This window comes from Dyella amyloliquefaciens, assembly GCF_004296575.1.
Lineage (GTDB): Bacteria > Pseudomonadota > Gammaproteobacteria > Xanthomonadales > Rhodanobacteraceae > Dyella > Dyella amyloliquefaciens.
In genome coordinates this window covers 351,942-365,196 of record NZ_SAYT01000003.1, presented here as the reverse complement: position 1 = coordinate 365,196, position 13,255 = coordinate 351,942, and the positions used below count along the sequence as shown (strand labels likewise).

Here is a 13,255-nt window from a genome sequence, read left to right as displayed (position 1 = left end):
GGCTGACGCAATTTTCCCGTTGTTGGATGCGACACCCCGGGCGAAACACGCCCCGCGATACCGGTCAACGACGTGCGTCTCAAAATCATTGTAGTCACGCCGGATCGGGCCTGACCACTCATCACCCACCCTTCACGGCACTCCCCCTCCATGCCGGGGGGGGCTTCTGCGGCCAGCGGTACCTAGCCTTGGTCCCGTGACAAAACAGGTCCGGCGTTCCAGCCGCTTGGCGGCTGAGGTCGAGTTGGCGAAAAGCCAGCTCGACAGGGGTGGAGTCCCGGAGGTGAGCCATCGTACGCGGAGGCTCATTGCTCAAGAAGCAGCGACGGTGGACTCCTCGCCACCTACGCAAGGACACATGTTCCGGCGGCCATCGCAAGGTGCGGTGGGTTTGCCGCCCGGCGTCACGGGTCGCACATCTGTCTGGAGTCCGCATGTACCGTCACCTCCTCGTTCCGCTCGATGACAGCGATCTCTCGATCGAAACGGTCAGCAAGGCCGTGAATCTCGCGCGCACGCTGGGGGCACGGGTCAGCTTCGTGCATGTGCACGATCACGACGCCGTCCCGCCGGACACCGATGGCATGCCGAACGGGTACCGGGCCACGCATCGCGAGCGCACCCATGCACTCCTGACCAAGGCCGAAGCCGCCGCCCGCGCGCTCGGTGTCCCCTGCGACTCCGTTGTCCTTGAGGGCAACGCACCGCACGAGGTCATCCTGGACACGGCGCGCAAGAGTGGTTGCGATCTCATCGTCATGGCTCCGCACGATCGCAAGGCGATCCGTGGCGAGACGCTGGGGTCTCAGACCCTCCGCGTCCTGGCGGCCGGGGAGATGCCCGTGCTCGTCTCCTCAGTGCAGGACGGTGGGCAGGTTCATCCGATGGTGGACATCATCCGCCGCGAGCATCGCGCGCTGGCCGCCGTGCTGCACGCGTGGCTGCACCTGCTGAACCACGCCCACCCGCAGCACCCGACGGTCGCTACCGAGCTGATGCGCGCCATGGCCCATTACGTCGTCAAGTTTCCCCTGGCGCTGCACCGGCCGAGCGAGCACGACTACCTGTTCTTCGTGTTGCGCGGCCGCACCGCGGTCGTCCATGCCGAACTGGACGAACTGGAGCGCCAGCACGAGCGCGAGCGCGCCATGGCCGAAGCCCTGGGCGACGAAGTCGAACACTACGCGATAGGCCAGGCGACCCTCGAGCAGCTTCACGATGCGGTCGAAACCTACGCGCATTTCACGTGGGAGCACATGGGGCGCATCGAAGGCGTCGTCCTTCCCGCGGCCCAGCGCTACCTCTCCGAAGCCGACTGGAACGAAATCCAGGCGACCGTCACGCGCCCTGGCAGTCCTCGTGCCAATGGCGAGGCGCAGGTCGCCTACCAGCAACTGTTTACGCGCATTGCCCAGCTTGCATCGACATGAAGCCGGACATCGCCATCACCAGCAATACCCGGCGCCCTGCGCCGGCGCTTTGAACCAAGGAGTCCCGTTTTGGAACACGCCATCCGTTTTTATGAAGCCGGCAGCCCTGACGTGCTGCGCTACGAAACGATCCAGGTCGGCGAGCCCGGCCCGGGCGAGGTTCGTCTGCGCCACCAGGCCGTGGGGCTCAATTTCGCCGACACGTATTTCCGCAACGGCACCTATCCTATTCCGCTGCCCAACGGCATCGGTGTCGAAGCGGCCGGCGTCGTCGAGGCCATTGGTCCGGACGTCTCCAACGTCGCCGTCGGCGACCGCGTGACCTACACCGGCTTCATCAACACGCTGGGTGCCTACAGCACCGCCCGCCTGGTACCGGCTGCGCCGCTGATCCGCCTGCCGGAAGGCATCAGCTGCGAGACGGCGGCGGCCATGACCATGCGTGGCCTCACGGCGGCCTACCTCATGCGCCGCATCTACCCGTTCCAGGCCGGCGAAACCATCCTGCTGCATGCCGCCGCCGGCGGCGTCGGCCTGATCGTGTCGCAGTGGGCCAAGCTGCTTGGCCTGCGCGTGATCGGCACGGTGTCGACCGACGAGAAGGCCGCCGTCGCGCGTGCGCATGGCTGCGACGAAGTCATCAACTACAGCCACGAGAACATCGCGGCCCGCGCACGCGAACTCACCGATGGCAAGGGCGTGTCCGTCGTGTTCGACTCGGTGGGCAAGAGCACGTTCATGGCCTCGCTCGATTCGCTGCGCCGCCGCGGACTGATGGTTTGCGTCGGCACCGCCTCGGGCACCATCCCGCCGTTCGACCCGCAGATCCTCGCCATGAAGGGTTCGCTGTACATGACGCGTCCCGCCCTGGCCGACTACATCGCCGACCCGGCCGAGAAGGCCGAGCTGGCCCAAAGGCTGTTCGACCACGTGTCGTCCGGCCGCATCAAGATCGAGATCAACCAGCGCTACGCGCTCGAAGACGCCGTGCAGGCACACCGCGACCTCGAGTCGCGCAAGACCACCGGCTCGTCGATCTTCGTCATCTGAGGCAACCCCATGCGTATCGAGCAACTCACCTGCAACATCGGCGCCGAACTGTTCGACGTCAATCTTGCGGATGCCGTCCACAACGACGACCTGTTCGGCGAGATCAAGGCCGCGTTGCTCAAGCATCGCGTGTTGTTTTTGCGCGACCAGGACATCAGCCGACAGGATCACGTGGCGTTTGCGCGCCGCTTCGGCGAGCTGGAAGACCATCCGGTCGCACCCAGTCATCCGGATGCGCCGGGACTGGTGCAGATCTACAAGACGCCCGACGCGCCGATGGACCGCTACGAAAACGCCTGGCACACCGACGCCACCTGGCGCCAGATTCCGCCAATGGGCTGCGTGCTTCGCTGCGTGGAATGCCCGCCGGTCGGCGGCGACACCATGTGGGTCAACATGGTGGCCGCATACGAAATGCTGCCCGCGCATACCAAGAAGCAGATTGCCGGCCTGTATGCGCGCCACAGCATCGAAGCCTCGTTCGGCGCCGCCATGCCGATCGAGCGCCGCCATGCACTGAGGGCGCAGTTCCCGGACGCCGAACATCCCGTGGTGCGCACGCATCCGGAAACGGGTGAGAAGGTGCTGTTCGTCAACGCCTTCACCACCCATTTCACCAATTACCACACGAAGGAAAACGTGTGCTACGGCCAGGACGCCAACCCTGGCGCGAACCTCCTGCTGAACTACCTGATCAGCCAGGCCTATATCCCCGAATACCAGGTGCGTTGGCGCTGGAGCAAAAACAGCATCGCCATCTGGGACAACCGTTCCACCCAGCACTACGCGGTCATGGACTACCCGCCCTGCCATCGAAAGATGGAGCGCGCTGGCATCGTCGGCGACGCCACGTTCTGAACCGAATCCCTACTCCACAGAGCAACAGGACAAAGCCATGAATTTCCTCGACGGTTCGCTGTTTCCCGAGTACCAGGACAAGCTGGTCATCACCGCTGCGCCTTATGGCCCCGAGTGGATTCCTTCGGATTTCCCGGAAGACATCCCGGTCACTATGGAAGAGCAGATCCAGAAGGCGGTCGACTGCTACAACGCCGGCGCCAGCGTGCTGCACCTTCACGTGCGCGAGCTGGACGGCAAGGGCTCCAAGCGCCTCTCCATGTTCAATGAGTTGATCGCCGGCGTACGCAAAGCGGTGCCGGACATGGTCATCCAGGTCGGCGGCTCGATCTCCTTCGCGCCGGAGACCGAGGGCGCGAGCGCCAAGTGGCTGAAAGACGACACCCGCCACATGCTGGCCGAACTCGATCCCAAGCCGGACCAGGTGACGGTCACCGTCAATACGGTCCAGATGAACATCGTCGAGCAGATGGAGATGGCGGACCTCGCCGGCACCTCTATCGCCGAACCGCAGACCTACGAAGCCTATCGCGAGATGATCGTGCCCTCGGGCCCGGGCTTCATCGAGGAGCACGTCAAGCGCCTGAGCGCGGCCGGCATCCAGAGCGCGTTCCAGTTCTACAACATCAACAGCTACGAGACGGTAGAGCGTCTGATTCGCCGCGGCATCTACAAGGGCCCGCTGGTGTGCAACTGGGTCGCGATCGGCGGCGGCATGGACCAGCCCACCATCTACAGCCTGGCCAACTTCGTGCGCGCCATTCCTGACGGCACGATGCTGACCGTCGAAAGCAGCATGCGCAACGTGCTCCCCATCAACATGATGGGCATCGCCATGGGCCTGCACGTCCGCTGCGGCATCGAAGACAACCTGTGGAACCAGTCGCGTACCGCCAAGATGACCACGGTGGAGCAGATCGAACAGCTGGTGCGCATTTCGCGCGAATTCGGCCGCGAGATCGCCAACGGCAAGGAAGCGCGCGAGATCCTGAAGATCGGCGTGTTCTACGACACCATCGATGAGACCTTGGCCGCCAACGGCTTTTCGCCGAACCGCAAGCCGGGAAAGCTGGGTCTCGCCGACCTTGCTGCCTGAGTCGTAACGGCTGACAAAGCGGGGTGCCATCGGCTCCCCGCCTTGCCGGTCAAAGCGTGACGCGAGCCGTCACGGCATCACATCCGGCATAGGCCGGCGAGGAGACCGCTTTGGGAATGAACTACGCCGAGGCAACCACACTGGACACCACGGTCACGTCGATGACCAAGCCACGCGTCTACGCCTGGCTGGTGTTCGCGCTCACTTTCGGGTTGCTGCTGTCGGACTACATGTCACGCCAGGTGCTCAATGCCGTCTTCCCGCTGCTGAAGGCCGAATGGGGTCTTTCGGATACGCAGCTTGGCTCGCTCTCGGGCATCGTTGCGCTGCTGGTGGGCGTGCTCACCTTCCCGCTTTCCGTCATGGCGGATCGCTGGGGGCGCGTGCGCAGCATCCTGCTGATGGCAACGCTATGGAGCGTCGCCACGCTCGCCTGCGGCATCGCCACCAACTACGGCCAGATGCTGACCGCGCGCTTCTTCGTCGGACTCGGCGAGGCCGCTTACGGCAGCGTCGGTATCGCATTGATCATCAGCATCTTCCCGCCCTATCTGCGTTCCACGCTGACTGGCGCCTTCATGGCCGGCGGCGCGTTCGGCTCGGTGGTCGGCATGGCACTCGGCGGCGTCTTCGCCGCAAAGTTCGGCTGGCGCTCGGCGTTCGTCGTCATGGCGATCTTCGGTGCCGCCCTCGTCGTGACCTATGCACTGACAGTCACCGAGCGTCGGTTGCGCGGCAGCTCGGCTGCCGCGAAGGAACTGCGCGACAGCCGCCCGGGCTTCAGCCTGTCGCTGCGCAACCTGTTCGCCGGCCTGTTTTCCAGCACCTCGGTCATCTGCGCCTATATCGGCAGCGGCCTGCAGCTGTTCATCATGGCTGCGGTCATCGCCTGGATGCCGAGTTACCTCAACCGCTATTACGCGATGACGCCTGACAAGGCCGGCGTCACCGCTGCCGTATTCGTGCTGATCGGCGCGATCGGCATGGTGGTCTGTGGCGTGGCCACCGACCGAGTGTGCCGCCACTCGCCACCGCGAAAGCTCGCGATGGCCATCGCCTATTGCCTGACCACCGCGATCATTCTCGGCGTCGCTTTCCAGCTCAAGCCAGGTTTCAACCAGCTCGTCGCCATCGGCCTGGGCATGTTCCTCGTGGCCGGCACCTGCGGCCCGGCGGGCGCGATGGTCGCCAATCTGACGCCCACGCCGATTCACGCCACCGCCTTTGCCACGCTCACGCTCGCCAACAACCTGCTGGGCCTCGCGCCCGGACCGCTGCTGACCGGCGTGCTGGCCGATCGCGTCGGATTGCTGGATGCGTTCAAGGTGATCCCACTGATGGCGCTGTTCGCGGCGCTGACGTTCTGGATCGCTCGCGCGCATTACGGCCAGGACATCGCACGCGTCCAGCAGCAGGCGTTGGCGACCGAAGTCTGACCATCCACACCCATATTCGACGGATAAACCTCGTGACGACCCCGACGATCCTCATGGTCCCCGGCTTGCGCGACCATGTTGCGGAACACTGGCAGACCCTGCTCGAGGCCAAGCTTCCCAAGGCACGCTCCGTGCCTCCGCTGGAACACGACAAGCTGAGCCGCGCTGCCCGCGTGGCGGCACTCGATGAAGCGCTTGCCGCGATCGACGGCCCGGTGATTCTCGTGGCGCACAGCGCCGGCGTGATGATTACGGCGCACTGGGCGCAGACGCATCACCGCCCCATCCATGGTGCACTGCTTGCGACACCGGCCGACCTGGAGTCGCCGATGCCCGCGGGCTACCCGACCATGGACACCCTGCGCGAGCACGGCTGGCTGCCGATCCCGTGCGCGAAGCTGCCGTTTCCTTCCATCGTTGCGTCCAGCGCCAATGATCCGCTCTGTAGCGCGTCACGCGCCGCCGATATCGCCAATGACTGGGGCAGCCTGCTGATCGAACTGGGTAGCGTCGGGCATCTCAATCCGGCCGCCGGTTACGGTCCGTGGCCGACTGCCGAAACGTTGATCGATTCGCTCCTGTGAGCGAACTCGCCGACGTCACCGCCACGATCTCGCGCAAGCGCATTCCGGTCGACTTCTACTTCGACCTGATCTGCCCGTGGTGCATGATCGGCAAGCGCCAGCTCGAGCGCGCCACCGAGCTGGTGGCGATCGGCTATCCGGACGTCGATATCGACGTCCGTTGGAAATCGCTGCCCCTGCTTCCCGACATGCCGCTCGAAGGCAAGCCGTACGAAGCGTTCTATCTTCACCGGCTCGGCAGCGCGGACGCCGTCAAGGCCCGCCGCCAACAGGTTCGTGACGCAGGCAGTGCCAACGGCATTCGATTCGAATTCGAACGCATCGAATGGATGCCCAACACGACCGCCGCCCATCGCCTCGTCGAGCATGCGGGCCAAGTGGGCGGGGCGATGATCCAGTCACTGCTGATCGACGAGCTTTTCCAGGCGTACTTCATCCGTGGCATGAACATCGGCGACATGCAGGTGTTGGCCGATATCGGCGAGATCTACGACATGCCGCGTGCGGCAAGCCTGGAGCGCATGGAATCACCCATGCGTGACGCGCCACTGGAACACTGGCAGAGCGAAGCCCGCCGCGAAAGGATCTCGGGCGTACCCGGATTCGTACTCGGCAGGCGTCAGACGCTCTCCGGCGCCCTGCCCCCGGAAACGCTCGCCAGGGCCATGCTCGCTGCGCTGCCGCCCTGACGAGTGCGTTGATCGACAACGAAACGCATTCCTCCCTCGTCGCAAGACGAGAGGTAAGGCATGCCTCCGTCTCAACGCCGCTGCGCGATTCATGCACGGCACCTGCCCCCACCGGACTGGGGGGGGCCTTATGCAGTCGCCCGCTTGAATCTGGCCATACCAGAAGCCACCACCGGAGGCTTCGCCGGAGGGGAATCACCACCCCGCGCAAACCACGATGTGGTGTGCATCCGACGACTGCACGAATCCGGCGGTGGCAACCACCCGAAACAGTTTCGCCGCGCAGCTTGGGAGAACTTCATGGGGCGGCCTGGCGAGACATTTCCGTGCGCGATATCCCAGCCACCCGTGCTGACGTGCAACGGAAAGACAGACACGGCACAACACATGGGGGAGGAGAGTTGCATGAAGAAGTTTGATGGGGAGATCGAACGCCGCGGCGCACCGGCCACCCGCCTGATGGCACTCGCTGTCGCGATGGCGCTCGGGTCCGTGGGTGCGGCACACGCGGTCGAATTCAATACGGGCAATCCCGACCTCGATATTCGCTGGGACAACACCGTCCGCTACAACCTCGGACAGCGCGCGCACTCCCAGGAACAGTCGATCCTCAACAGCCCGAACAACGACGACGGCGACCGCAACTTTGGCAACCATGCCATCGTCACGAACCGCGTTGACGTAATCAGCGAGTTCGACTTCGTCTACAAGAAGAACTACGGCTTCCGCATCAGCGCCGACGGCTGGTACGACAACGCCTATAGCTCGCTGGACAACACGCACGTCAGCTCGTCCAACCACATCGTCAATGGCCAGCCCGCGCTGGGCCTGCCCAACTACACCGAGCGCTATTTCGAGGGCCCGTCGGCCCAGCTGCTCGACGCCTTCGCCTTCGCGAACTTCGACATCGATGGCGTGAACGTCAACACCAAGGCCGGCCGCTACGACCTGTTCTGGGGCGAGGCGCTGCTCAACCCGATCCACTCGCTGAGCTACGGCCAGTCGCCGCTCGATATCGGCAAGCTGCTCACCGTGCCGGGCGCCACCGCCAAGGAACTGTTCCGCCCGCGTCCGCAGGTATCGGCACAGATCCAGGCAACGCCCACGCTCTCGTTCGAAGGCCAGTACTACCTCGGCTGGGAACAGGTCTACTACCCCGAGTCGGGTTCCTACATGGATCCGAACGACGCGGTGCTGCAGGGCGGCCAGTCGATCTACATCAACGCGACCCAGCGCGCGCTGCGCGGCCAGGACGTCACCCCGAAGGGTACGGGCGACTGGGGCGTGGCGATGCACTGGAGTCCGGAGGCCATCGACTCCACCATCGGCCTCTACTATCGCAACACCTCCGATATCCAGCCGCAGTTCATGCTGGCCCCGGCCGTGGCACCCAACGTGCCTGCCGCCGCGTGCAAGGCGCTCGGTTACAAGGCGCTTAGCCCGACCCTCTGCTACATCAACCCGGCGATGGCCTCGGTGCCGCAGATCCTGGCTGGCAACGTCGGCCAGTACATGGCCACTTACGGCGACGGCATCGACATCTACGGCGCAAGCTTCGCCAAGCAGATTCTCGGCGTCAGCTTCAGCGCGGAGGTGAACTACCGCCACAACATGCCGCTGGTGAGCATTCCGGTGCAGCTGCTGCCGGCGCCGCTGGCCGGCAAGGTGGTGGGCGCGATCAGCACGATGCCGACGGACGGCAATGTCGCCGGCGCACGCGGTGATACCTGGCATGCCGTCACCGACTTCGCCGGCGTCGTGCCGAAGACGCCCGTCTTCGACACCGCCAACTACGTGGTCGAGTTCGTGTGGAGCCGTTGGGACAAGGTCACCCAGAACCCCAACGCCTTCGAAGGCACCAGCCCCGGCTATACCGGCATCGACAAGCCGACCAGGAACTACACGGGTACGCAGCTCAGCTTCACGCCGACCTGGTTCCAGGTCTATCCGGGCGTGGACCTGCTCGCACCGATGACCTACACGATGGGCCTGTCCGGCAACTCCGCGGTCACCTTCGGTGGCAACAAGGGCATGGGCAACTACTCCTTCGGTGTCGGCGCGGACGTTCGCCAGAAGTACCGCTTCGACCTGAAGTACATCGGCTACGTGGGTCGGCTTGCGGTCAACCAGGCCGACGTGGTCACCTCCAGCGCAGGCCTGGCCTCGTTGCTGCGTGACCGCAACTACATCGACCTCACGTTCCAGACCACGTTCTAAGGAAACCCACCCGGCACTGTCGCGCGAAACGCGACGGTGCCGGGCGATTTCAGTAATGAAAGAAGCCCTTGGGATCTTCACGCAACCACCCGGTGAAGTACCGCTCGATCAAAAGGGCCAATACGCCATACCGGCGTACGAAATGAGCCACACGCAAATCCCCTGCCTGCTATGCGGAACCCGACGATGATTGGCTTGATGATGCAGCAGCCGCTGCTTGTCGCGTCCCTGCTGACGCACGCTGCCCGACACCATGCCGACCAGGAGATCGTGTCGCGCCGCGTCGAGGGCGACATTCATCGCTATCGTTTCGTCGACCTCGGCGTGCGTTCGCGCCGCATGGCCAACGCGCTCGCCGCCCTGGGCATCCAGCCCGGCGACCGCGTGGCCACACTCGCGTGGAACGGCTATCGCCACCTGGAACTCAACTTCGCCGTATCGGGTTCCGGCGCGGTGCTCCACACCATCAACCCGCGACTGCATCTCGACCATATCGCCTACATCGTCGAACACGCTGACGACCGCGCGATCTTCTTCGATCTGACCTTCCTTCCCATCATCGAGGCGCTGCAGGCACGACTGACCACGCCTCGCCTGTTCGTGGCGATGTGCGATGCCTCGCACATGCCGGCCGGCAACGATTCGCTGCTGTGTTACGAAAGCCTGATCGACAGTCACAGCAGTGACTTCGAGTGGCCATTGATGGACGAGAACACGGCCTCGTCGCTCTGCTATACCTCGGGAACGACGGGCAACCCGAAGGGCGTGCTTTACAGCCATCGCTCGACGGTACTGCATTCCTATGCCGGCGCCCTGCCCGATACGTTCAACTGCTCCGCACGCGACGCCATCCTCCCGGTGGTGCCGATGTTCCACGTCAACGCATGGGGCCTGCCGTTCATCGCGTGCATGGTCGGTGCGAAGCTGGTGCTGCCGGGACCGGCGCTGGATGGCAAGTCGCTGTACGAGCTGATCGAAGCCGAACAGGTAACGATGTCGGCCGGCGTACCCACGATCTGGCAAGGCCTGCTCTCGCACGTATCCGGACAGAGCCGCGCCTTCTCGTCGATGAAGCGCACGGTGATCGGTGGCGCGCCGTGCCCCACGGCCATGGCTGCGCAGTTCCAGAAGGTGCACGAGGTCGATGTACTGCATGCCTGGGGCATGACCGAACTGAGCCCGCTGGGCACCGTCTGCAACCTCAAGCCACACCAACTGGCACTCCCCGAAGACGCCCGCTACGCCGTCCAGGCCAAGCAGGGACGCGCCGTGTTCGGCATCGACATGAAGATCGTCGACCCCAACGGCAAGTCGCTGTCATGGGACGGCGAAGCCGTGGGCGACCTGCTCGTGCGCGGCCCGTGGGTGGCCAGCGCCTATTTCGGCGACGCGTCCAGCCAGCCGCTTCGCGATGGCTGGTTCCCCACCGGGGACATGGCCAAAATCGATCGCGACGGCTTCATGCAGATCACCGACCGCAGCAAGGACGTCATCAAGTCCGGCGGCGAATGGATCAGCTCCATCGACATCGAGAACATCGCCTGTCTTCATCCCGGCGTGGCAAGCGCTACATGCATCGGCGTGCGCCACCCCAAATGGGACGAACGCCCGCTGCTGCTCATCACCAGGACATCGGGAAGCACGCTGGAGAAGGACGAATTGCTCGCCTTCCTCGACGGCAAGCTCGCGCGCTGGTGGAAGCCGGACGATGTGCTCTTCCTCGACAGCTTTCCGCTCGGCGCCACCGGCAAGGTGCTCAAGGCGAAGCTGAGGGAACAGTACGGCGACCACTACGGCAGCTCCGGCGCGCCAAAGCAGGCCTGAGCGGTCCGCGTCGCCACCCGCCAAACGCTGCCCCAACGCTTGCCTGTGGCGTAACGCCTCGCGTCTCGCGAATGGATCAAGGCGGGTGTAAACTCACTTAATGAGAATGAATCGCATCTGCGCTCGGGCGGCCGCTATCCTGCTGTTCGGGCTCCTGGCCGTGCTGCTCCCCGTCCACGCCAACGAAGCGACCCAGCCCGATGTCAGCCAGACCTGGCAGATGCTCGACTATCTCGCCGTGGACTACGCCGGCGCCGTCCGGCAGGGCAACGTCGTTAGCGCCTCCGAGTACGAGGAGATGCGGGAGTTTGCCCGCCACGCGCGCGACAAGGTGGAGGCGCTTCCTCCCTCGCCCGCCTCGCCGACCCTGCGCACCCAGGCTGACCAGCTGGTCGCCCTGATCGACGCCAAGGCAACCGAAGCCGATGTGGCCCGACAGGCGCACGCACTGGCCGATGCCCTGCTGCAGGCCTACCCCGTGCCGACCGCGCCTGCCCGTGCGCCAGACCTGGCACGCGGCGCCACGCTGTACCAGCAGCAATGCGCTGCCTGCCACGGTGCCAGCGGACACGGTGACGGCCCGGCTGGCGTGAAGCTCACGCCACGCCCGATCGACTTCACCGATCAGTCGCGTGCCGACCAACGCAGCGTGCTTTCGCTGTACGAAGTGATCACGCAGGGCGTCGCCGATACGCCGATGACCAGCTACAAGGCATCGCTCTCCGACGACGATCGCTGGGCGCTCGCCTACTACGTAGGAACGCTGGCCTATCCCCAGGCATCCGCGGATGGCAGCCAGGCATGGGCGCACAGCACGCAGGCCCGTGGCGCCATTGCATCGCCCAGCGAACTGGCGAGGGCTCGCGTCAGCGAGCTTGCCGAAACGGTGGGCGCCGAACAGGCGCGCCGGATCATCGGCTATCTGCGCGCCCATCCCGATGCCGTGCACCAGGCGCTCGAAGGCGTGCCGCTGGCGCGCGCGCGACTCTCGGCCAGCCTGGACGCCTATCGCCGCGGCTCCGCCGAGGAAGCCCAGCAACTCGCCCTTTCCTCCTACCTCGATGGCATCGAACCGGTCGAGGCACGCCTCGACGCGCGTGACAGCGCACTGCGCGCGCGTATCGAGACGGCGATGGGCGCTTATCGGACCTCGCTGTCGAAGACCGGCAACGACGATGCCGTCGCGGCCCAGGCACACGCGGTCGATACGATGCTGCAGCAGGCCGAACACATGCTGGCGGCCGCATCCGCCAGCCCTGCGGCTACCTTCATCGGTGCGCTGACCATCCTCGTGCGCGAAGGCCTGGAAGCTCTGCTGGTGGTAGTCGCGCTGCTGGCCTTCCTACGCCGGGCGGATCGCCACGATGCGACGCGTTACGTGCACGCCGGCTGGATCCTGGCCCTGCTCGCCGGTGCCATCACCTGGGGCATCGCCAGCTACGCCATCAGCATCAGCGGCGCCAGTCGCGAACTGACGGAAGGCTTGTCCTCGCTGTTCGCCGCCGCGGTGTTGCTCGGCGTCGGACTGTGGATGCACCAGAAGAGCTTTGGCGGACGCTGGCAGGCCTATCTCAAGGCAAAGATGACCACGGCACTGGATCGCAAATCCGCGTGGTTCGTGTTCGGCCTCACCTTCATCTCGGTGTACCGCGAGGTGTTCGAGACCATCCTGTTCTATACGGCACTGTGGAACGAAGGCCAGGGCGTGTGGCTGCTCGCGGGACTGCTCACCGGCGCCGTCATGCTTGGCATCATCGCGTGGCTGCTGTTGCGCAGCAGTCGGCGCCTTCCGCTGGGAACCTTCTTCTCGATCAGTTCGGCAGTGATCGCCGTGCTGGCGGTGGTGCTCACCGGCAAGGGCGTCGCCGCACTGCAGGAAGCGGGATGGACGGCGGTCACCGTGGCGCCCGCTCCGTCAATCGACTGGCTGGGTATCTATCCCACCTGGCAGTCCTTGCTGGCGCAGCTCGCCGTGACGCTGATGCTGGCAGCCGGATTTGCCATCAATCGGTGGCGGGCACGCACGGCCTGAGCCGCGCACTTACCGCGCATCGCGCATCCCGCCATGTAA

At 64.9% G+C, this 13,255-nt stretch carries 10 protein-coding genes; all 10 read left to right on the top strand.

What is annotated here, in order from left to right; genetic code table 11:
- Positions 1-308: 308 nt before the first annotated feature.
- Entirely contained in the window at positions 309-1,430 is a 1,122-nt protein-coding gene (locus EPB08_RS10045) for a universal stress protein (RefSeq protein WP_205746328.1), read from the top strand.
- 69 nt (positions 1,431-1,499) lie between these two features.
- Positions 1,500-2,480 carry a quinone oxidoreductase family protein gene (locus tag EPB08_RS10040; protein ID WP_130618942.1) on the top strand — a complete coding sequence of 327 codons (981 nt, stop codon included), beginning with the start codon at positions 1,500-1,502 and terminating at the stop codon, positions 2,478-2,480.
- A 9-nt stretch (positions 2,481-2,489) separates the two neighbouring features.
- A complete protein-coding gene (locus EPB08_RS10035; RefSeq protein ID WP_130618941.1) occupies positions 2,490-3,338 on the top strand; it encodes a TauD/TfdA dioxygenase family protein in 849 nt (282 codons plus the stop codon).
- 37 nt (positions 3,339-3,375) lie between these two features.
- Positions 3,376-4,434 (top strand): beta-keto acid cleavage family enzyme, encoded by a 1,059-nt coding sequence (locus tag EPB08_RS10030; protein ID WP_130618940.1) that lies wholly within the window; start codon positions 3,376-3,378, stop codon positions 4,432-4,434.
- 116 nt (positions 4,435-4,550) lie between these two features.
- Entirely contained in the window at positions 4,551-5,870 is a 1,320-nt protein-coding gene (locus tag EPB08_RS10025) for an MFS transporter (protein WP_130619017.1), read from the top strand.
- A 32-nt stretch (positions 5,871-5,902) separates the two neighbouring features.
- Positions 5,903-6,454: an RBBP9/YdeN family alpha/beta hydrolase gene (locus EPB08_RS10020; RefSeq protein ID WP_205746327.1), complete on the top strand. Its 552-nt coding sequence runs from the start codon at positions 5,903-5,905 to the stop codon at positions 6,452-6,454.
- Positions 6,451-7,143 carry a DsbA family oxidoreductase gene (locus EPB08_RS10015; protein WP_130618939.1) on the top strand — a complete coding sequence of 231 codons (693 nt, stop codon included), beginning with the start codon at positions 6,451-6,453 and terminating at the stop codon, positions 7,141-7,143. Before EPB08_RS10020 ends, EPB08_RS10015 begins: the two co-directional genes overlap by 4 nt.
- A gap of 405 nt (positions 7,144-7,548) precedes the next feature.
- Positions 7,549-9,360, top strand: a complete 1,812-nt coding sequence (locus tag EPB08_RS10010; RefSeq protein WP_130618938.1) for a DUF1302 domain-containing protein — start codon at positions 7,549-7,551, stop codon at positions 9,358-9,360.
- Between the two features lie 186 nt (positions 9,361-9,546).
- The gene (locus EPB08_RS10005; protein ID WP_130618937.1) at positions 9,547-11,184 is read left to right on the top strand and encodes a 3-(methylthio)propionyl-CoA ligase; all 1,638 of its coding nucleotides are present in this window, start codon (positions 9,547-9,549) and stop codon (positions 11,182-11,184) included.
- A 160-nt stretch (positions 11,185-11,344) separates the two neighbouring features.
- The gene (locus EPB08_RS10000; RefSeq protein ID WP_324615227.1) at positions 11,345-13,216 is read left to right on the top strand and encodes a cytochrome c/FTR1 family iron permease; all 1,872 of its coding nucleotides are present in this window, start codon (positions 11,345-11,347) and stop codon (positions 13,214-13,216) included.
- Positions 13,217-13,255: the final 39 nt, after the last annotated feature.

Coding starts and splice junctions, on each gene's coding strand:
- EPB08_RS10005 (WP_130618937.1), top strand. CDS start 9,547: ATGATTGGCTTGATGATGCAGCAGCCGCTGCTTGTCGCGTCCCTGCTG.
- EPB08_RS10025 (WP_130619017.1), top strand. CDS start 4,551: ATGAACTACGCCGAGGCAACCACACTGGACACCACGGTCACGTCGATG.
- EPB08_RS10010 (WP_130618938.1), top strand. CDS start 7,549: ATGAAGAAGTTTGATGGGGAGATCGAACGCCGCGGCGCACCGGCCACC.
- EPB08_RS10030 (WP_130618940.1), top strand. CDS start 3,376: ATGAATTTCCTCGACGGTTCGCTGTTTCCCGAGTACCAGGACAAGCTG.
- EPB08_RS10035 (WP_130618941.1), top strand. CDS start 2,490: ATGCGTATCGAGCAACTCACCTGCAACATCGGCGCCGAACTGTTCGAC.